The organism is Solirubrobacter pauli (assembly GCF_003633755.1).
GTDB classification, from domain to species: Bacteria; Actinomycetota; Thermoleophilia; order Solirubrobacterales; family Solirubrobacteraceae; genus Solirubrobacter; species Solirubrobacter pauli.
This window is the reverse complement of record NZ_RBIL01000002.1, coordinates 2,247,766-2,264,241: the sequence shown is the minus strand read 5'-3', so window position 1 is coordinate 2,264,241 and position 16,476 is coordinate 2,247,766. Positions and strand designations below refer to the sequence as shown.

The 16,476-nt window shown below is 72.0% G+C and carries 23 protein-coding genes; 11 read left to right on the top strand and 12 right to left on the bottom strand.

The genetic code is table 11. The features are described from left to right. Window positions 1-6: 6 nt before the first annotated feature. Genes C8N24_RS30230 through C8N24_RS30220 form a run of 3 tightly spaced genes read left to right on the top strand, consistent with a single transcriptional unit; the run spans window position 7 to window position 1,273 of the window. Window positions 7-447 carry a MarR family winged helix-turn-helix transcriptional regulator gene (locus C8N24_RS30230; RefSeq protein WP_121257274.1) on the top strand — a complete coding sequence of 147 codons (441 nt, stop codon included), beginning with the start codon at window positions 7-9 and terminating at the stop codon, window positions 445-447. A gap of 2 nt (window positions 448-449) precedes the next feature. Further along, on the top strand, window positions 450-866 hold the full coding sequence (locus C8N24_RS30225; protein WP_121257272.1) for an organic hydroperoxide resistance protein: 417 nt from the start codon (window positions 450-452) through the stop codon (window positions 864-866). After that, the gene (locus C8N24_RS30220; protein ID WP_121257270.1) at window positions 863-1,273 is read left to right on the top strand and encodes a DoxX family protein; all 411 of its coding nucleotides are present in this window, start codon (window positions 863-865) and stop codon (window positions 1,271-1,273) included. Before C8N24_RS30225 ends, C8N24_RS30220 begins: the two co-directional genes overlap by 4 nt. On the opposite strand, the gene C8N24_RS30215 is transcribed toward C8N24_RS30220, so the two are convergent. From C8N24_RS30215 to C8N24_RS30205, 3 genes are read right to left on the bottom strand one after another with little or no spacing between them, the layout of a single operon-like run. Then, window positions 1,270-1,605: a hypothetical protein gene (locus C8N24_RS30215; RefSeq protein WP_121257268.1), complete on the bottom strand. Its 336-nt coding sequence runs from the start codon at window positions 1,603-1,605 to the stop codon at window positions 1,270-1,272. The two genes, C8N24_RS30220 and C8N24_RS30215, sit on opposite strands and share 4 nt — an antisense overlap. A 53-nt stretch (window positions 1,606-1,658) precedes the next feature. Beyond that, the gene (locus C8N24_RS30210) at window positions 1,659-2,339 is read right to left on the bottom strand and encodes a response regulator (RefSeq protein ID WP_121257266.1); all 681 of its coding nucleotides are present in this window, start codon (window positions 2,337-2,339) and stop codon (window positions 1,659-1,661) included. Continuing rightward, the gene (locus C8N24_RS30205; protein WP_170179522.1) at window positions 2,336-3,541 is read right to left on the bottom strand and encodes a sensor histidine kinase; all 1,206 of its coding nucleotides are present in this window, start codon (window positions 3,539-3,541) and stop codon (window positions 2,336-2,338) included. Before C8N24_RS30205 ends, C8N24_RS30210 begins: the two co-directional genes overlap by 4 nt. A 118-nt stretch (window positions 3,542-3,659) precedes the next feature. On the opposite strand from C8N24_RS30205, the gene C8N24_RS30200 reads away from it, so the two are divergent. Both C8N24_RS30200 and C8N24_RS30195 read left to right on the top strand, forming a co-directional pair. Further along, window positions 3,660-4,103 (top strand): DoxX family protein, encoded by a 444-nt coding sequence (locus C8N24_RS30200; RefSeq protein ID WP_121257263.1) that lies wholly within the window; start codon window positions 3,660-3,662, stop codon window positions 4,101-4,103. A 9-nt stretch (window positions 4,104-4,112) separates the two neighbouring features. Further along, complete coding sequence (locus C8N24_RS30195) at window positions 4,113-4,301, top strand: hypothetical protein (RefSeq protein WP_121257261.1); 189 nt, start codon at window positions 4,113-4,115, stop codon at window positions 4,299-4,301. Between the two features lie 24 nt (window positions 4,302-4,325). On the opposite strand, the gene C8N24_RS30190 is transcribed toward C8N24_RS30195, so the two are convergent. After that, window positions 4,326-4,763: a CAP domain-containing protein gene (locus tag C8N24_RS30190; RefSeq protein WP_121257259.1), complete on the bottom strand. Its 438-nt coding sequence runs from the start codon at window positions 4,761-4,763 to the stop codon at window positions 4,326-4,328. A gap of 169 nt (window positions 4,764-4,932) precedes the next feature. Continuing rightward, window positions 4,933-6,366, bottom strand: a complete 1,434-nt coding sequence (locus C8N24_RS30185) for a hypothetical protein (protein ID WP_147448051.1) — start codon at window positions 6,364-6,366, stop codon at window positions 4,933-4,935. An 84-nt stretch (window positions 6,367-6,450) separates the two neighbouring features. On the opposite strand from C8N24_RS30185, the gene C8N24_RS30180 reads away from it, so the two are divergent. From C8N24_RS30180 to C8N24_RS30170, 3 genes are all read left to right on the top strand, one after another. Next, window positions 6,451-7,056, top strand: coding sequence for a hypothetical protein (locus C8N24_RS30180; RefSeq protein ID WP_147448050.1), 606 nt, complete (start codon window positions 6,451-6,453; stop codon window positions 7,054-7,056). Window positions 7,057-7,134: 78 nt separating this feature from the next. After that, window positions 7,135-7,854, top strand: coding sequence for a hypothetical protein (locus tag C8N24_RS30175; protein ID WP_121257252.1), 720 nt, complete (start codon window positions 7,135-7,137; stop codon window positions 7,852-7,854). Next, complete coding sequence (locus tag C8N24_RS30170; protein ID WP_121257250.1) at window positions 7,829-8,476, top strand: DUF899 domain-containing protein; 648 nt, start codon at window positions 7,829-7,831, stop codon at window positions 8,474-8,476. The genes C8N24_RS30175 and C8N24_RS30170 overlap by 26 nt, the downstream gene beginning before the upstream one ends. Here C8N24_RS30170 and C8N24_RS30165 read toward each other — a convergent pair. Genes C8N24_RS30165 through C8N24_RS30155 form a run of 3 tightly spaced genes read right to left on the bottom strand, consistent with a single transcriptional unit; the run spans window position 8,473 to window position 11,046 of the window. Then, window positions 8,473-8,919: a GNAT family N-acetyltransferase gene (locus C8N24_RS30165; RefSeq protein ID WP_121257248.1), complete on the bottom strand. Its 447-nt coding sequence runs from the start codon at window positions 8,917-8,919 to the stop codon at window positions 8,473-8,475. The genes C8N24_RS30170 and C8N24_RS30165 overlap by 4 nt on opposite strands. 4 nt (window positions 8,920-8,923) lie before the next feature. Then, complete coding sequence (locus C8N24_RS30160) at window positions 8,924-9,343, bottom strand: TIGR03667 family PPOX class F420-dependent oxidoreductase (RefSeq protein WP_121257245.1); 420 nt, start codon at window positions 9,341-9,343, stop codon at window positions 8,924-8,926. A gap of 23 nt (window positions 9,344-9,366) precedes the next feature. After that, window positions 9,367-11,046 carry an FG-GAP repeat domain-containing protein gene (locus C8N24_RS30155; protein WP_170179521.1) on the bottom strand — a complete coding sequence of 560 codons (1,680 nt, stop codon included), beginning with the start codon at window positions 11,044-11,046 and terminating at the stop codon, window positions 9,367-9,369. Window positions 11,047-11,104: 58 nt separating this feature from the next. Between C8N24_RS30155 and C8N24_RS30150 the strand changes: the two genes are divergently transcribed. Then, entirely contained in the window at window positions 11,105-11,635 is a 531-nt protein-coding gene (locus C8N24_RS30150; RefSeq protein WP_170179520.1) for a cupin domain-containing protein, read from the top strand. On the opposite strand, the gene C8N24_RS30145 is transcribed toward C8N24_RS30150, so the two are convergent. After that, a complete protein-coding gene (locus C8N24_RS30145; protein WP_211340188.1) occupies window positions 11,632-12,075 on the bottom strand; it encodes a hypothetical protein in 444 nt (147 codons plus the stop codon). The two genes, C8N24_RS30150 and C8N24_RS30145, sit on opposite strands and share 4 nt — an antisense overlap. A 23-nt stretch (window positions 12,076-12,098) precedes the next feature. Here C8N24_RS30145 and C8N24_RS30140 point away from each other — a divergent pair, with 23 nt between their 5' ends. Continuing rightward, the gene (locus tag C8N24_RS30140; RefSeq protein WP_121257241.1) at window positions 12,099-12,617 is read left to right on the top strand and encodes a hypothetical protein; all 519 of its coding nucleotides are present in this window, start codon (window positions 12,099-12,101) and stop codon (window positions 12,615-12,617) included. Window positions 12,618-12,710: 93 nt separating this feature from the next. Here C8N24_RS30140 and C8N24_RS30135 read toward each other — a convergent pair whose 3' ends face one another. Next, on the bottom strand, window positions 12,711-13,412 hold the full coding sequence (locus tag C8N24_RS30135; RefSeq protein WP_121257239.1) for a hypothetical protein: 702 nt from the start codon (window positions 13,410-13,412) through the stop codon (window positions 12,711-12,713). Between the two features lie 62 nt (window positions 13,413-13,474). Between C8N24_RS30135 and C8N24_RS30130 the strand changes: the two genes are divergently transcribed. Continuing rightward, a complete protein-coding gene (locus C8N24_RS30130; protein ID WP_121257237.1) occupies window positions 13,475-13,867 on the top strand; it encodes an RNA-binding S4 domain-containing protein in 393 nt (130 codons plus the stop codon). A 10-nt stretch (window positions 13,868-13,877) separates the two neighbouring features. Here C8N24_RS30130 and C8N24_RS30125 read toward each other — a convergent pair whose 3' ends face one another. Further along, a complete protein-coding gene (locus C8N24_RS30125; RefSeq protein ID WP_121257235.1) occupies window positions 13,878-15,500 on the bottom strand; it encodes an alpha-amylase family protein in 1,623 nt (540 codons plus the stop codon). Then, entirely contained in the window at window positions 15,497-16,447 is a 951-nt protein-coding gene (locus tag C8N24_RS30120) for a TIGR03885 family FMN-dependent LLM class oxidoreductase (RefSeq protein WP_121257233.1), read from the bottom strand. The genes C8N24_RS30125 and C8N24_RS30120 overlap by 4 nt, the downstream gene beginning before the upstream one ends. Window positions 16,448-16,476: the final 29 nt, after the last annotated feature.

The window sequence follows — 16,476 nt, the reverse complement described above, 5'->3', positions numbered from 1 at the left end:
TTGTCGATGTCGTCGACCGCCGCACCGGAGAACCCGCTCGCGCTGGATCAGCAGGTCTGCTTCGCGCTCTACTCGGCGTCACGGGCGATCACCTCCGCGTACCGGCCGCTGCTCGCGCCGCTCGGCCTGACGTATCCGCAGTACCTGGTGATGCTCGCCCTGTGGGAGCGCGCTCCGCGGACCGTGCGCGAGCTGGGGGAGACGTTGCACCTGGAGTCCGGCACGCTGTCGCCGCTGCTCAAGCGGATGGAGGCGAACGGGCTCGTGCGGCGCACGCGCTCGACGGACGACGAGCGCCGGGTCCTCGTCGCGCTGACCGCGGCGGGCACCGCCTTGCGGGAGCGCGCGGAGACCGTCCCGGAGCAGCTGTACGCGGCGACCGGCATCGACGCCGAGACACTCGTGGCCCTGCGCCGCGCCTGCCAAGCCCTGATCGAGGAGTCCTGACGATGAAGACGCTCTACACGGCCGAAGCGACCGTCACCGGCGAAGGCCGCGACGGCCACGCCCGCACGTCGGACGGCGTGCTGGACGTCGACCTCGCCGTCCCCACCGAGATGGGCGGCAGCGGCGGCGCGACGAACCCCGAGCAGCTGTTCGCGGCCGGCTACGCCGCGTGCTTCCACAGCGCGCTGCGGACGATCGCCCGGCGCGAGAAGACCGACCTGGGCGAGTCGACGATCACCGCGCACGTCGGCATCGGCCCGAACGAGAACCGCGGCTTCGGCCTCGAGGTCAAGCTGGTCGTCGACCTCCCGGACTTCGGGCGCGAGGAGGCCCAGCGGCTCGTCGAGGCCGCCCACCAGGTGTGCCCGTACTCGAACGCCACGCGCGGCAACATCGACGTCACGCTCGAAGTCGCATGAGACGCGTGCGCGCGGCCGCCCAGGTGCTCTTGGGCACCGCGATGGCGGGCGCGGGCGTCGGGCACCTCACCGTGCAGCGTGAGGCGTTCCAGGCGCAGGTGCCGCCGTGGGTGCCGCTGGACGCGGACTTCGTGGTGCTCGCGTCCGGGGTCGTGGAGATCGGCTTCGGCGCGGCGCTGCTCGCGACCTGGAAGCAGCCGCACCGCGCGCTCGTCGGCGCGGCGCTCGCAGCGTTCTACGTCGCGATCTTCCCGGGCAACGTCGCCCAGTACACCGAGCACCGCGACGCCTTCGGCCTGGACACGGACGCCAAGCGCTTCGCGCGGCTGTTCTTCCAGCCCGTGCTCGTCGCGTGGGCGCTGGAGGCGACCGACGCGCGTCGCGTCTGGCGAGCGCGCCGCGGCTAACCCGTGTAGTCGACGCTGACGACGCGCCCCGACCGGTCGTAGCGGAGCAGGAGGGAGAACGCGTCGCGGTCGACGACCGACCCGTTGTCCCCCGCGGGGAACGACTCGGTCGTGCCGCGGCGGGACGGGCGGGTGCCCAGCAGCGCGTGCACGCGCTCGCGCGTCAGGCCGACCAGCGCCTGCCGCCGCTCGGCCGCGCGCGCCTGGCGCCCCATCTCCTGGGCGTCGCCGCTCGCGACGGCCGCGCGGTACGCGGCGGGGTCCCACTCGGCCTTCGTCGTCACGCAACCCGCGAAGGCGAGCGCGCAGACGATCGGGGCGACGGCTCGCACCCCGCCAAGCTAGTGGTGCCGGGCGCAGCGCGGCGAACCTGCACGGAATCTCCTCAGGCGAGGCCGGAACGCTGCGCCCAGAGCGCGGCTTGCGTGCGGTCGGTGGCGCCGATCTTGCGGCAGGCGCCCGAGAGCGTGTTGCGCACGGTCTTGTGGCTGATGCCGAGCCGCAGCGCGATCACCTTGTTGGCGTGGCCGGCGGCGACGAGGCCGAGGATCTCCCGCTCGCGGTCGGTGAGGTCGAGCGGCGTCTCGCGCTGCGCCGACAGGACCTCCCGGGCCGCACGCGGGTCCAGCGGCGCGTCGCCGTTGGCGGCCGCACGGACCGCGCGCACGACCTCCTCCGGCTCGGCGTCCTTGAGCAGGTAGCCGGTCGCGCCCGCGTTCAACGCCTCGAGGATGCGCGGCCGGTCACCGAACGAGGTGAGCACCACCACGGCGGGCGGCCGGGGCGAGCCCATCCCCGCGGGATCGCCCTCTGGGCGATCCCGACAGCCGAACGAGCCCGCAGGGCGAGGCTCGGCCAGGATGGCGCGCGTCGCGGCCGCGCCGTCCAGGTCCGGCATCTCGAGGTCCATCAGGACGACGTCGGGCTTGGCCGTGCGCGCGAGCTCGACGCCCTGGCGGCCACCCGCCGCGCTCGCGACGACCTCGAGGTCGTCGGCGACGGAGAGCATCGCCTCCAGCCCGGCCCGCAGCGCGGGATGGTCGTCGACCAGCAGGACCCGGATCACCGCACCGGCACCCGGGCGCGCACCGCGGTGCCGTCGCCGGGCGCGGAGTCCACGGTCAGCTCACCGCCCGCCGACTCGACCAGGTCGCAGATCAGCGCCAGCCCGACGTGGCCCGGCCGCGGCTGAGCCCGGGTGAAGCCGCGGCCGTCGTCGGCGACGAGCACGTCGAGCGAGCCGTTCACGCGCTCGATCCGCAGGTCGATCCGCGACGCGCCGGCGTGGCCGACCACGTTGCGCACCGCCTCCTGCACCGTCCGGTACACGAGCGCGGCGGTGTCGGGCGGCAGCTCGTCCAGCTCGTCGTCCAGCACGGCGGCGACCTCCAGCGGCGTCGCCTGCAGCAGGTCGTCGACGGCGCTGCGCAGCCCGGCGCGCTGCAGGTTCGGCGGGTAGATGTCCACGAGCGCCTGGCGCAGCGCGCGGGTGGTGCGGCGCGAGTTGTCGGCCAGCGCGCGCAGCTCCGGGCTCTGGTGCGCGGCGGCCGCGCCGCTGAGCGCCATCGACAGCCCGGCCATGTCCTGGATGACGCCGTTGTGCAGGTCGGCCGCGAGCCGCCGCCGCTCGCGGTCGGACGCGGCGATCTCCCGCTGCAGCGATCGGCGCGACCGGCGCATCAGCACGATCGCCAGCGGCAGGTTGACGAGCTGGAGCGCGAGCACGCCGCCGATCAGGTACGGCGCGAAGCGGTCCAGCAGCGCACGTCCGTCGGCGCGCACGGCGGTCAGCCGGCGACAGGACTCGATCAGCAGCCGCTCGCCGCTCGCGGTGGTCACCGGCTGGTAGACGTCGAGCAGCTCGACCGTGGACGGCACGTCGGCGCCGGGCTCGAGCGGCCCGCCCACGCGCGTGTACGTGTCGTCGCGGCGCAGCGCCTCGCGCATCGGCTGGGTGAGCCCCGAGGCACCGTAACCCGGGTTGCTCGAGTACACGAGGCGGCCGTCCGGCCGGTAGATCGTCACGCGCAGCACCGGCTCCCGCAGCACGCCGGTCCGCAGGCGCGCGTCCAGCCGGGCGAGGGCCTCGCGGTCTCCCGCCAGCACGTCCGCGTCGACGAGCGGCGCGATCACGGTGGTGGCCGTGATCCGCGTCACCTCGGTCGCGGCGGCCGCCGCCTCCTCGCGGCCGGCCCGCGCGAACGCGACCAGCACGAGGACGACGACCAGCGCGACCGCCGCGAGGCCCGACACCACGAACTGGGCCACGGCCCAGCGTTCACCCGAACGGCGCATCCCGCCACCACATGTACCCGACCCACGCACCGATCCGACCGGGACGATCGTCCCAGTCGCCGCGGGACCGGCCCGGGGCATGGTCGAGAGCATGGAATCCACACGCACCGACCTCGCCCTCCTCGCCGTCCGCGTGGTCGTCGGCATCACCTTCCTGCTGCACGGCCTGGACAAGCTCGGCGACCTCTCCGGCACCGAGCAGGGCTTCGATGGGATGGGCATCCCGGCTCCTGGCCTGATGGCTCCGCTCGTGGCCGTGCTGGAGACGGTCGGCGGCATCGCGCTGATCCTCGGCGCGCTCGCGCCGCTGTTCGCGATCGGCCTGGCCATCGACATGCTGGTCGCCGGGCTGACCGCCCACACGGGCAACGGCTTCTTCGTCTCCGACGGCGGTTACGAGCTCGTGCTGCTGCTCGGCGTCGCCGCCCTGGGCATCGCCATCGCGGGCGCGGGCCGCTTCAGCGTCGACGCCACCCTGCGCCTCGGCCGGCGCGTCCCGGGCTACCCGGGTGGCGAGCGCGGCACGCTGGCGTAAGATCGCCGCATGGAGGAGGAGCGAGCGAGGCTCCAGGCAGAGATCTCCGTCGCCATGGATCAGGTGATGGAGAGCCTGGGCACCGGGACGTTGATGATTCCCGAGCCGGTCCAGCGCGGGCTCGAGGAGAGCACGAACCCGACGCTGGACCTGAACGGGCTGCGGACGCTGCGGGACGACCTGCAGCGCCTGCTGTAAGGCGACCGCCTCCTCGGGCGCGTCTCAGGGCTTGGCGCCGAAGTTGGCGGTGACCGTGACGCCGGTCGCCGGGTCCTTGGGCACGCCGAGGCGCACGCCGAACCCGACGTCGCGGTAGCTGCGGTTGACGATGGTGCGGCGGTGGCCGGCCGAGCCCATCCACGCCTGCATCAGCTGCTTGGGCGTGGCGAGCTCACCGGTGCCCCAGGCGAGGTTCTCGCCGAGGGACCAGCCGTCGTCGCGGCGGGTGTAGCCGGTGGCCAGGATGCGGTCGACGAAGGTCTGGTCGCCGCGCTCATGGCTGAAGTAGCCGTTGGCGACCATGTCGTCGGAGTGGCCGCTCGCCGCCCGCCGGAGCCTGCCGTTGGCCTTCAGCGTCGGGAGCCCGCGGCCGGCGCGCTCCTCGTTGTGCAGGCACAGCAGGGCCTCCCGGACCTGCGGCAAGTTGTCCGCCGTAGGCATGAGGTCTTCGTTCGGGCACGCCGCGGAGGCGGCAGCAGGCCCGGCGAGCGCGGTGAGGGTGAGCGAGGTGGCAAGAAGAAAGCGAGGGCGCACGGTTGGCTCCAGGAACAGGGTGGACGTTCCTCCTGGCAGCCATAACGCGTCCAGATCGCGATCCTTATGCCTTCGCTCAGGCCACCACGGCGACCTCGGATTCGAGGTTTGCGGCGGCGGTCAGCAGAGCGCTTTGAACCGCTTCGAAGCGTTCTTGCGCGTCCGCTGCGGTTCTCCCGATTACGGTCATTCCGATGCGCCCCAATTCGGTCAGACCGCTCAGCATGTGGAACACCACGCCACAGCCGTCAGGATCCAGACGCGGTCGGTCCACGTGGGCGAGCAGGACGCCGTTCCCGAGGGCGCACAACCGGGGTGAGGCGAGGTAGTCGGTGGCCACGTAGTGCCGGGTCGAGCCGTCGGGCAGGCGGAAGCTGGCGGCGGCCGGGTCGTAGGCGCCGCCGGTCACGAGCTCCAGCGCGTACAGCGGGTGCGTCGTCGCGCCCTTGCGCAGGTTGATCTCGATGGCGTAGGCGCTCCAGCTCCCGGAGCGGTTGCGGGCGACGATGAAGTCGATCGCCGCGCGGCCGATCGCGCCCTCGCGGACCAGCTCCGCGCCGATCCGGGCGGCCGCCTCGGTGATGGTCGCGGCGTAGGCCGGCTCGGCCGGGAAGCGGCAGCCGACGCACATGTCGTCGCTGAGGATCTGGTCGTGGGTGGAGACCACGACAGCGCCGACGGGTGAGAGCTCGAGCTGGACGCTGGGGCTGCGCAGCTCCCGCGCCACGATCCGCTCCTCGACGATGCCGCCGCCGCGCTCGAGCCGCTCGAAGTACTCGTGCGGCGCGACACCGGTCGCCTGCAGGCGCATCGCGTCGACGCGCTCGGCGATCTTGTGCAGCTCGGTGCGCGTGCCGGAGCGCGGGAGCCCGCGCAGCTCGACGATGGCGTTCCCCTCGCCGGAGACGCCGTCGTCGAGCTTGACGACGACCTGGCCGAGGCGCGCGCGCACGGCGCGCAGCCGGGCGATCGCGGCGATCACGTCGGCGCGGCTGCGGACGTGCTCGACGCCGAGCGGGTGCGCGACGCCGGCCCGAGCGAAGAGCTCGCGGCCGCCGCTCTTGGTGCCGAGGTGGGCGAGCGCGGGGTCTGCGCCCTGGACCGGCAGGTCGAGCTCGCGGCCGAGCGCATACTCGAGCTCGGTGGTCACGTACGGCACGAGGTAGGCGTCCTCATGGTCCTCGATCGCCCAGCGGATGCGGGTGAGGAGCGTCGGGCGCTCGAGCAGCTTCGCGCTCAGCGGGCGCACGGACGGGTCGTCGGCGCTGATCATCGTGAGCCGCTCGCGGGCGTTCGCGCGCGTGTCCGCGGGCAGGAGGCCGAGGTAGTAGTCGACGATCTCGTCCGCGACCGGGTTGGACGTCACGTAGACCACGTGGACGCTCGGATCGCGCAGCGTGAGCAGCAAGCAGAGCAGGCGTTCCTCATAGGCCTGCGTCTCTGCTGGGGGCTCGTGGAACTTCTCGATCGTCCGGGACGGGACGACCACGACCGTCTGCGCTCTCCTCATGGCGCGCGGAAATATGACGACTCGGCGGGCGGCTTGCTAGACCGCCGAGCGATAAATATTCACACCGAGGCGTAGTCTGGACGAATGGACGTAGCGGCGACTCTGGCGGCGGCTGCGCTGATGGCCGCCTGCCCGGCCGACACGCCGCCCGCAATGGCTCTGGACGGGGTCCCCGCGGCCTTCGTCGCGGGTCGTTCCTACGAGGTCGGGCTGGCCTCGACCGGGGTGGGATCGGCGGTCTCCGGGTGGACGCTCGGCGTGTTCGACCGCCTGGGCCGCGGCTGGTCGGCGGACCTGCCGTCGCTGGGCTTCCGGCAGTCGTTCAGCGTCGGGTTGACCGGCGCGCCGTACACGGTCTCCGGCGGCTACGTGGAGACGCTCGGGACGGGCACGTGCACGCGGACCCTGACGGTGTCGCTGCCGGTCGAGCGGCGCGTGCTGGGCGTGGTCGGATGCCGGCGCGGCGCGGTGGAGCCGCGGACGCTGACGCTGGCGTGCGACGGGCGACGACTCCGGCTGCGCTCGCTGACCTGGCGCGGCTGGCACGAGGACGTCGCGGTCGGCCACGGCGCGGGTGGCGTGCGCGTCCGGCTCTCGCGGCCGCGCGAGTGCACCGAGCTGGACGGCTTCATCTACACGCGGGCGCGGGTCGCGGGCCGCACGTACGCGGTCGACTGCCCGATCAGCTGAACCATTCGCGTTCTCGAACGGTTCTCGTTCGTGAACGTTCGCTGGAAGTGAACACCCGGGTAGTCGATGGTGAGGGGCATGGTCGTCCCGCTCCTCGCCGCTCCCACCCTGATGCTCGCCGTGACCGCGGTCGAACGCCGCGCCGGCCCGGCCGCCGCGGGGGTGATCGCGGCGGCGCCGCTGTCGATCGCGGTGATCGTGCTGGCGCTCGGCGCTCAGGGACCGGCCGTGGCGGCGAGCGCCGGCGCCCACGTGGTCGCGCAGGTGGCGTTCGCGCTGGCGTTCGCCGCGGTGATCGTGCGGCGCGGATCGGTCGCCGGGTTCGCGGCGGCGGCGCTCGCGTACGTCGCGGTGTCGCTGCTGATCGCGCTCGTGCCCACGTGGGTGGCGACGCTCTGCGCGGTGCCGGTCCTGCTGCTCGCCACCGAAGTTAAACGTCCTGGACGTTTAAGTTCCGGCGGGCCCGTGGACCCGCGGGCGGGCGCGGCGATCGTGTTCGTGCTCGTCGGCGTCTCGCTGGTGGTCGCGGACCGGCTCGGGCCAGCGGCGGCCGGGATCGTCGCCGCGTTCCCCGCGCTCAGCACGACGTTCGTGCTCTTGCTCGTGCGGGTCCGCGGCCTGGCGGCGGGGGCGCACGCGCTCGGCGGGCTCGTCGTCGGGCTGCGCGGCTACTTCGCGTTCTGCGTCGTCGTGGCGTCGACCGGCTGGGTCGCGCTCGGCGTGCTGGCGGCGGTGGCGATGAATTGCGGGCTCGGCCGCCGTCTTAGCGTGCATGGCACTTCCGGAGATCGTCACTGAGCAGGCCTGGCGCGCCGCGAACGCCGCGCTGATCGAGAAGGAGAAGGCGGCGACGCGTGAGCGGGACGCGCTGGCCGCGGAGCGTCGGCGGCAGCCGGCGATGGAGTTCGCGACCGACTTCGCGTTCGAGGGCCCGGCCGGCGTCGTCTCCTTCCTCGACCTGTTCGCGGGTCGGCCCCAGCTGATCCTCTACCACTTCTGGTTCCCCGAGGACGGCGACGCGTGCCCGGGGTGCACCATGTTCACCGACCAGGTGTCCGAGCTCGCGCACCTGAACGCGCGCGACGTGACGTTCGCCCTGGTCTCGCGCGCGCCGCAGGACCGGATCGCCGCCTACCAGGCGCGGATGGGCTGGGAGGACATCCCCTGGTACACGGACACGCTCGCCTTCCAGGAGGCGTGCGGGACGACCGAGTACTTCCGCCTTCAGGTCTTCCTCCGCGACGGCGACCGCGCCTACCTGACCTACGAGACGACGTCGCGCGGCGTCGAGGCGCTCGGCTCGGTGTGGACGTTCCTCGACCTGACGCCCTACGGGCGCCAGGAGGAGTGGGAGGACACGCCGCCCGGCCGGCCGCAGTCGCCGCCGTACCAGTGGTGGCGCCGCAAGGACGACTACTAGAGCTTCTGCCCGAGGAACAGGGTGCGGCCGGGCGGCTTGGGCTCGGTCTTGAAGCCCAGGTGCGTGTAGAGGCCAATCGCGCCCGTGTTCGTCTCGTTGACGTCGAGCTCGATGCGCTTGCACCCGCGTGCGCGGGCGCGGTCGATCGCCGCCTGGACGAGCGCCTTGCCCAGGCCCGTCCCGCGCGCGGAGTCCCGCACGTAGACGTCCTCGAGCCAGCAGTCCTCCGTGCCGGTCCAGGCCGACAGCCGGAAGCGCAGCTGCGCGAAGCCCTCGTCGCCGGCGAGCAGGAACTCCGTGTTCGGGTCCTCGAGCAGCGTGGCCGCGGTCGTGCGGAACGTCTCCTCGGACGGCGTGGTCGACTCCCACCAGTCGCGGAAGCCGACCAGCAGCGCGGTCACGGTGTCCAGGTCCTCCGGCGTGGCGGTGCGGATGGTCGCCATCGGCCTAGAACCCCCGCACCTTCGTCACGCGGATGTCCACCGCGGTGTTGTACTGCTGCGCGAACGCCTCGGGCGTGAGGTTCAGCGACTGCAGCCCGCGCGTGTACTTCTCGACGTACGCCGCGTGCTCACTCGCCGGCTCGACGTCGCCGAGCACCGTCGCGACCCCGTTGAGCACGACGACGTCCCCGCCGGTCTCCGTCCCGCGGAAGTTCAACGACAGCTTCGGGTTCTCCCGCAGCGTGCGCACCCGCAGGCTCCCGGGCAACGTGTAGACGCGGATCGTCTCCGCGCCGTCCCACCAGAACCACACCGGGTTCGGCACCGGCTGCCCACCCGCGGTGACCGTTGTCAGCCACACCACCTCGTCGTCGGTGAGATGCCGCGCGACCCGCTGCCCGAAGTCCGTGCTCTGGTCGATCATGGCCTGATCGTATTCAGGCCCCGCTACCGGCCCTTCTTCGCCCGCGCCGTGTAGCTCTTGCCCTTCCGCACGACCTTGTTGATCTTCTTGACGTTGTCGCGCACGCGCACCGACCCCTGCGTGACCTTCGTGACCGTCCGGTCGCAGTAGTCCGTGACGAGCCACTTCGTCCCGCGCACGGTCGCCGCGCTGTACTTGCCGGCCGTCCGGAACGAGCCCTTCCCGTCACCCCACAGCTTGCGGCTCTTCTTCTTGGCCGCGGCGCTCGACGCCTTCTTCCCCTTCGGACAGCTCAACGCCTCCGTGAGCGTGAGCGTGGTGAGCGGCCGCGCGCCCTTCGTCTGGCTGATCCGGAAGATGCCGTCGAAGAACTTCGCCTTCCCGCCCTGCCCGGCGGCGGTGATCTCGATCGTGCCCTTGCGTGTGTCCACCGTCGTCCCGACCGGCAGCAACCCGGCCTGCTTGAGGTCCACGTACCGGTTGCTCTTCGGCAGCTTGACCTTGACCGTGCCCTTGACGGGCTCCGCGTTCACCGTCGTGCCGGCGACGGGCGTGGGCGTCGCGACGGGCGGCGTGGGCGTGGGCGTGGGCGGTGGAGGCGGCTGGGACGCGCCTGGATTGCGCAATACGCGCATCTGGTTCACACCGAGCGAAGTGATGACAAGGTCGGGTCGGGCATCTCCGTCGAAGTCGGCAGTGGCGATCCCGTACGAGTCCAGCCCGAGCGGCGTGTCCGCCGTGAAGCCACCTCCGGCGTTGCGAAGCAGGACGTTCGTCGTGTTCGATGTGACGGCGAGATCGGGAAGCCCGTCGAGGTTGAAGTCCGCCGTGGTGATGCCGTTCGGGCCGGTGCCGACGGTGATCGGCGATCCGGCTTCGGCGTCGAAGCCGTTGTTGGCGGCGTTGCGCAGCAGGATCGAGACCGTGCCTGACGTGTTGTTGGCCACCGCGATGTCCTGGAAACCGTCGCGGTTGAAGTCCGCGATCGTGAGGTCCTGTGGCCCCGCGCCGACCGAGAAGTTGCCTTCGGACGTGAACGTGGTCCCCGTGCGGCGAAGCACCGTGACGCTGCCACTGCCCGCGTTGGTGATGGCGATGTCCGGGAGGCTGTCTCCGTTGAAGTCGGCGACGTCGATCTGGCGAGGGTTGGTGCCCGTCGCGAACGACGTGCTGCTCGTGAAGCCGTTGTTGCCGGCGTTGCGCAGCAGCAGCGTCACACCCGACTGATTCCACCGCGCGACGACGAGGTCGGTCCGCCCGTCGCTGTTGAAGTCGCCGGCTCCGATCGCGCTCAGCTGGTCGAGGCTGGCGCCCGCGTCGGCTTCGCGCGCGAGTCCTCCGGACGGCTGCTGAAGCAGGACGTTGACGTTCTGCCCGACGAACTTGGCCACCGCGAGGTCGGCCCGGCCGTCGCCGTTGTAGTCCGCGACCGCCGCAAAGCTGGGCCCGGTGTTGGGACCCAGATCGATCGTCCCGCCGTCGGCGAAGCCGCCGCCTGGCTGGCGCACGTAGTAATTCAGACTGCTCGACGAGCCGTTCATGACGATGACGTCCGAACGTCCGTCACCGCTGAAGTCCCCCGCGTACACGGCGTACGGCTCGGCGCCCGTCGCGTACGGGCCGCCTTCCTGCTCGAACGCGGCCCAAGCGGTGCCGGCCAACAACGCGAGCGCAGCTACGACGAACACACCAAGGCGCTTCATCGGTGGATCATCTCGCATCCGGTGTGAGAAATAGCCTGGTCGAATGGACGAGGCGCAGATGCAAGAGTCGGAATACGGACGCGTTGCTGCGACCGAAGGCTGGTTCACGGTCAATGTCCGGGACGCGGCGTGGGTGCGCAACGAGTACTTCGGCGACGCCTGCATCTTCGAGGGCGGCGAGGTCGGCTTCCCGCAGATCGGCTACACGCTGTGCGTTCTGCAGCCCGGCCAGCCGAACGGCATGTACCACCGCGAGGGCAACCAGGAGGGCTTCCTCGTCCTGCAGGGCGAATGCCTGCTGATCGTCGAGGGCCAGGAACGCCGACTGCGGGCCTGGGACTTCTTCCACTCACCGCCCGGCTGTGACCACATCCTCGTCGGCGCGGGGGACGGCCCGTGCCTCGTGTTCGCGATCGGCGCGCGGGCGAACGGCGACGACTCGACGCACACCACCTACGTCCGCAACGAGACGGCGCTCGAGCACGGCGCGGGCCCCGAGCAGGACACGCCGCACTCCAAGGAGGCCTACGCGCCGTTCCCGAAGTGGAGCAAGGGCCCTCCGGACTTCGGCGGGCTGCCCTTCGCCTAGTCGTACTGCAGGTTCAGCCGGTCGGTCCGGCCCGACCAGGACAGCTCGAGCGTCCAGCAGCCCTTGGGGAGGTCGACGACGGACGGGCCCGGGCCGCCGGGGACGGTTCGCTCGAGCGTGTCGTCGCCGTGGACGGCGCGGATCGTCAGGTCGGACATCGCCTGCTGGGGGTCCCGGGCGACCCAGAGGATCTTGTTCTGCGGGCCGTCCCGCCCGTCGGTGGCGCGCAGCGGGTCGGCGAACAGGATCGCGGCGATGCGGCCGGCGGCACCGACGACGTGGGGCATCTTCGGGTGCGGGTCCGAGAACCCGGTCGTCGCCCAGGCGGGGAGCTCGCCGCGGTCGACCTTGCACGAGGCCGCGACCGGCGTCGAGGAGGAGCCGCAGCTCGCGATCGCGAGCGCCAGCGCTCCGAGCAGGCACGTTGATCTAACGGACATGTTGCGTTGCGATCATCGAGCCCATGGACGACGACGACAAGCCGAAGAGCTTCGAGGACGCGCTCCGCGAGATCGCCGACGAGGTGCAGCGCGGGTTCCAGCGCTTCCAGTCCGGCGAATTCGAGGATGTCGCGCGGACGTATGGGGTGGACGCGGACCGGGCCAAGCGGTTCGTGAACGAGGCCGGCGAGTGGCTGCGCGCCCAGGCCGAGAACCTCGGCGGTGTGCCGTATGCGCCGTCCGCGGCGACGCCGTCGGCGCCGGACACGCAGCCGGCGGGCAAGTGGCAGGACCCGCTGACCGGCGCCGGTCCGGACCCGCTGGACATGCCGACCGACGAGCAGGGGCGTGCGCTCGCCGCGCTGGACTCCGGCCGGTGGGTGATCGAGCCCGGCACGAGCATGCTGACCTCGATCGGCGACGGGCCGGGTCCGAGCGACGCGCTCGGCCTGGTGCGGGAGCTGCGGGTGCGCGACTGGATCGACGCGGACGGCGACGTGACGATGGTCGGCGCCGCCGCGCTGCACCGCTGGCTCGGCTAGGACCGGCGCCCGCGCGAACCTGGAGGGCGTCGCGCTTCAGGTTCGCCCGGGAGGACGCCGACCCGCCGCAGGGGTGACGGGCCGGCGGTTTCCCTAGCGGGCAGGCTTGCCCGTCTCCTTGGGCTTGTCCTTGTCGCGGCCGTTGGCGTTGCCGCGGGGTGCGTCCTCGCTCTTGCCACGGGGCGCGTCGTCGCTCTTGCCGCGCGGGGCGTCCTCGCTCTTGCCGCGCGGCTTGTCGTCGGCCTGGCCGTTCGCGTTGCCCTGCGGGGCGTCGTCGCGCTTGCCCGGCTTGGAGCCGGGCGCGGTCGGCTTGGCCGGCTTGGCGGGCTTCTTGGCCTTCTTGTACGGCGTGTTCAGTTGCGCGCAGAGCACGAGCTCGCCCGGCTGGCCGTTCGCTTCCGCCCGGAAGACGCCGACGAAGTAGCGCTGGGTCTTGTCGACGCTGAAGTGCTTGGCGCGCGCGGTCGCGTTCGCCACGCCGGAGCGGGACGTGCGCAGCGTGCGGTACTTCCAACCCGCCACGTCCACGCCGGCGGGAGCGTCGGCCGCGCACGCCGACGGCGCCGACTGCAAGCGGTAGACGTACGTCGTGCGCGACGCGAGCCGCCGCACGTGCACGCTGAGCTTGTCGCTCCGCTTGCCGTCGACGAGCTGGACCTTGCCGAACTTGCCGGTGACGTAATCGCCGTCGGCACCGACGTACTCGAACGTCCCCTTGTAGACCTTGGCCTTCGGCTTCGCGAGCGCCGCTCCCGGCGCGGCGAGCACGGAGCCCGCGGCGAGCAGCGCGATCATTCTCTTCATGGAACCGGCAACGCGGGATTCGCGCGCGGGTCGGGTTCAATATGTCAACGACGATGGACACTGCTGCCGTACGCATCGACAAGTGGCTGTGGGCCGCGCGCCTGGTGAAGACGCGCGCGCTCGCCGTGGACGCCATCCGCGGCGGGCGCGTGAAGGTCAACGGCGCGCCCGCGAAGCCGAGCAAGGACGTCAAGCCCGGCGACGAGATCGAGTTCAGCCAAGGCGTGATCCGCATCACCGCGCGCATCAATGGCACCGCTGAGCGACGGCTGCCGGCGTCCGCCGCGGTCCAGCTCTACACGGAGACCGAGGAGAGCCGGACCCAGCGCGAGCAGCGCATCGAGGAGATGCGGATGACCCGCCCGCAGGGCGTGGACCGCAACGCGCGGCCCACGAAGCGCGACCGCCGCCAGTTCGACAAGCTGCGCGGCCGCGACGACTACTGACGCGACGGGCCTACGGCGGGAGCCGCACGCCGGAGCGCGCCACTCGGAACCAGTGCGCGCCGTACGGCTCGAGCTGGAGCGTCGCGGGCAACGAGCATGACCGGTCGCCGAACAGGTCGACGAGCGCCTCGCCGTCCTCGACCGGCAGCTCGACGGTCACCGGCTTGCCCGACAGCTCGTGCACGGCGACGATCGTCGCGTCGTCCCAGTCCACCCGGTGCGCGAACACGGACTCCGCGCCCACGTCCAGCACCGTCAGCGCGCCGAAGCCCAGCTCCGGGCACTCGCGCCGGCGCCGGATGAGGCGCTCGAACCAGTTCAGGAGCGAGCCCGCGTCGCGCCGCTGGTCGGTCACGTTCACCCGCTCGGGCCCGAACGCGCCGCTGACCATCGGGCGCCGGGACGACACGCCCGGCAGCGTGAACCCGCCGTCCGCCGCCCACTGCATCGGCGCGCGCACCGCGTAGCGCCCCTCGATCTCGAGGTTCTCGGCCATCCCGATCTCCTCGCCGTAGAACAGCACCGGCGTGCCGGGCAGCGAGAACGCGAGCGAGTAGGCCATCCGCAGCGCGCGCTCGTCGCCGTCGAACATCGTCGGCAGCCGCCGGCGCAGCCCGCGCCCGTACAGCTGCAGCGACTCGTCCGGCCCGAAGCGGGCGAACACCTCCGCGCGCTCCTCCTCGCTCAGCTTGTCCAGCGTCAGCTCGTCGTGGTTGCGCACGAAACGCCCGAGCGAAGCCGACGGCGGCACCTGCGGATAGGACCGCAACGCGTCCGCGAGCGGCGCGGCGGACCCGCGCGCCAACGCGAGGTAGAACGCCTGGTTGCCGATGAAGTCGAGCACCATGTGCAGCTCGTCGCCGTCCTCGTCGCCGAGGAACTCGCGCACCTGCTCGGCCGGCAGGTTGACCTCGCCGAGCAGCACCGCGTCGCCGGCGCGCCGGTTCACGTAGGCGCGCAGGTCGCGCAGGATCTGGTGCGGATCGTCGAGCGCGCCCTCGATCAGGAACGGGACGGCGTCCACGCGGAACCCGGCGAGGCCCTGCTGGAGCCAGAACCCCATCACCTGGGCGAGCTCGTCGCGCACGGCGGGGTTCGCGAGGTTCAGGTCGGGCTGGTGCTTGTAGAAGCGGTGCTGGTAGTACTGCCCGGCCTTGCGGTCGAACGTCCAGTTGGACGTCTCCGCGTCGGGGAAGACGAGGTCGCCCGGCTTCTCGGGCGGCCGCTCGTCCACCCACACGTAGAAGTCGCGGTAGGGCGAGTCCGGGGAGGACCGCGCCGCCTGGAACCACGGGTGCTCGATCGACGTGTGGTTCATGACGAAGTCGGCGATCACGCGGATCCCGCGATCCCGGCACGTGCGCACGAGCTCGGTGAAGTCGCCGAGCGTCCCGAGCGCCGGGTCGACCGCGTAGAAGTCCGTGATGTCGTAGCCGTCGTCGCGGTTCGGCGACGGGTAGAACGGCATCAGCCAGAGCACGCTGACGCCGAGCCCGGCGAGGTAGTCGACGCGCTCGGTCAGCCCGAGCAGGTCACCGCACCCGTCCCCGTCGTTGTCGTAGAACATCTCGACGTCGAGGCAGTAGACGACCGCGTTCTTCCACCACAGGTCGCTCGTGACCTTGACGCTCATGCCAGCTCCGGGAGGACGTGCGCGCCGAACGCGTCGATGAACGGGTCAAGGTCCTGCCCGACGTGGTGGATGGCGATGTCGCTGAAGCCGAGCGCGGCGTACTCCTGGAGCCACGCCACGTGCTGCGCCAGGTCAGACGAGATCAGCACGGACTTGCGCACATCGTCGGGCCGGACCACCGCGGCGGCCGCGTCGAACGCCTCGGGCGTGTCCAGGTCCCAGCACACGGGCGGGTCGAAGATGTTCGTGCGCCACTGGTCGTGCGCGATCGCCAGCGCCTCCTCGTCGGTCGGCGCCCAGCTGACGTGCACCTGCAGCACCCGCCGGCAGTCCTCGCGGCCGAACGCGTCGAGCATCCGGCGCAGATGCTCGACCGGCGCGTTGACGGTCGCGAAGCCGTCCGCCCACTCCGCGCCCCAGGCCGCCGTCTTCTCGCTCACCGCCGCGACGAGCAGCTCGGGCGCGACCGACGGCAACGTCCACAGCCGCGCGCGATCGACGCGCACGTGCCCGTCGTGGGAGACCTCCTCGCCTGCGAACAACGCCCGCATCACCTCCGCGCACTCTCGCAGCCGCGCGTTGCGCTCCGCCTTCGACGGCCAGCGGTCACCGGTGATGTGCTCGTTGGACGCCTCGCCCGAGCCGAGCGCGACCCACAGCCGCTCGGGGAACATCTCGTTCAGCGAGGCCGCCGCCTGGGCGATGATCGCGGGGTGGTAGCGCTGTCCCGGCGCGTTGACGACGCCGAACGGCAGCGACGTCGAGGCGAGCGCCGCGCCGAGGAACGACCACGCGAACCCGGACTCGCCCTGGCGCTCGCTCCACGGTGCGAAGTGGTCGGACGACATGCCGCCCGTGAAGCCGGCTTGCTCGGCGTGGACGATCGAGTTGAGCAGGCGCGAGGGAGGGATCTGCTCGTGCGAGCAGTGAAGGGCGATCCGGGGCACGGGCCGCGTGTACCCGGATCATCCGACTC

What these genes read in the sequence shown, in the direction of transcription:
- C8N24_RS30230 (WP_121257274.1), top strand. Translation starts at nt 7, where the DNA reads ATGTCGTCGACCGCCGCACCGGAGAACCCGCTCGCGCTGGATCAGCAG.
- C8N24_RS30225 (WP_121257272.1), top strand. Translation starts at nt 450, where the DNA reads ATGAAGACGCTCTACACGGCCGAAGCGACCGTCACCGGCGAAGGCCGC.
- C8N24_RS30220 (WP_121257270.1), top strand. Translation starts at nt 863, where the DNA reads ATGAGACGCGTGCGCGCGGCCGCCCAGGTGCTCTTGGGCACCGCGATG.
- C8N24_RS30200 (WP_121257263.1), top strand. Translation starts at nt 3,660, where the DNA reads ATGGAATCCACACGCACCGACCTCGCCCTCCTCGCCGTCCGCGTGGTC.
- C8N24_RS30195 (WP_121257261.1), top strand. Translation starts at nt 4,113, where the DNA reads ATGGAGGAGGAGCGAGCGAGGCTCCAGGCAGAGATCTCCGTCGCCATG.
- C8N24_RS30190 (WP_121257259.1), bottom strand. Translation starts at nt 4,763, where the DNA reads ATGCCTACGGCGGACAACTTGCCGCAGGTCCGGGAGGCCCTGCTGTGC.
- C8N24_RS30185 (WP_147448051.1), bottom strand. Translation starts at nt 6,366, where the DNA reads ATGAGGAGAGCGCAGACGGTCGTGGTCGTCCCGTCCCGGACGATCGAG.
- C8N24_RS30180 (WP_147448050.1), top strand. Translation starts at nt 6,451, where the DNA reads ATGGACGTAGCGGCGACTCTGGCGGCGGCTGCGCTGATGGCCGCCTGC.
- C8N24_RS30175 (WP_121257252.1), top strand. Translation starts at nt 7,135, where the DNA reads ATGGTCGTCCCGCTCCTCGCCGCTCCCACCCTGATGCTCGCCGTGACC.
- C8N24_RS30170 (WP_121257250.1), top strand. Translation starts at nt 7,829, where the DNA reads ATGGCACTTCCGGAGATCGTCACTGAGCAGGCCTGGCGCGCCGCGAAC.
- C8N24_RS30165 (WP_121257248.1), bottom strand. Translation starts at nt 8,919, where the DNA reads ATGGCGACCATCCGCACCGCCACGCCGGAGGACCTGGACACCGTGACC.
- C8N24_RS30160 (WP_121257245.1), bottom strand. Translation starts at nt 9,343, where the DNA reads ATGATCGACCAGAGCACGGACTTCGGGCAGCGGGTCGCGCGGCATCTC.
- C8N24_RS30155 (WP_170179521.1), bottom strand. Translation starts at nt 11,046, where the DNA reads ATGAAGCGCCTTGGTGTGTTCGTCGTAGCTGCGCTCGCGTTGTTGGCC.
- C8N24_RS30150 (WP_170179520.1), top strand. Translation starts at nt 11,105, where the DNA reads ATGCAAGAGTCGGAATACGGACGCGTTGCTGCGACCGAAGGCTGGTTC.
- C8N24_RS30145 (WP_211340188.1), bottom strand. Translation starts at nt 12,075, where the DNA reads ATGTCCGTTAGATCAACGTGCCTGCTCGGAGCGCTGGCGCTCGCGATC.
- C8N24_RS30140 (WP_121257241.1), top strand. Translation starts at nt 12,099, where the DNA reads ATGGACGACGACGACAAGCCGAAGAGCTTCGAGGACGCGCTCCGCGAG.
- C8N24_RS30135 (WP_121257239.1), bottom strand. Translation starts at nt 13,412, where the DNA reads ATGATCGCGCTGCTCGCCGCGGGCTCCGTGCTCGCCGCGCCGGGAGCG.
- C8N24_RS30130 (WP_121257237.1), top strand. Translation starts at nt 13,475, where the DNA reads ATGGACACTGCTGCCGTACGCATCGACAAGTGGCTGTGGGCCGCGCGC.
- C8N24_RS30125 (WP_121257235.1), bottom strand. Translation starts at nt 15,500, where the DNA reads ATGAGCGTCAAGGTCACGAGCGACCTGTGGTGGAAGAACGCGGTCGTC.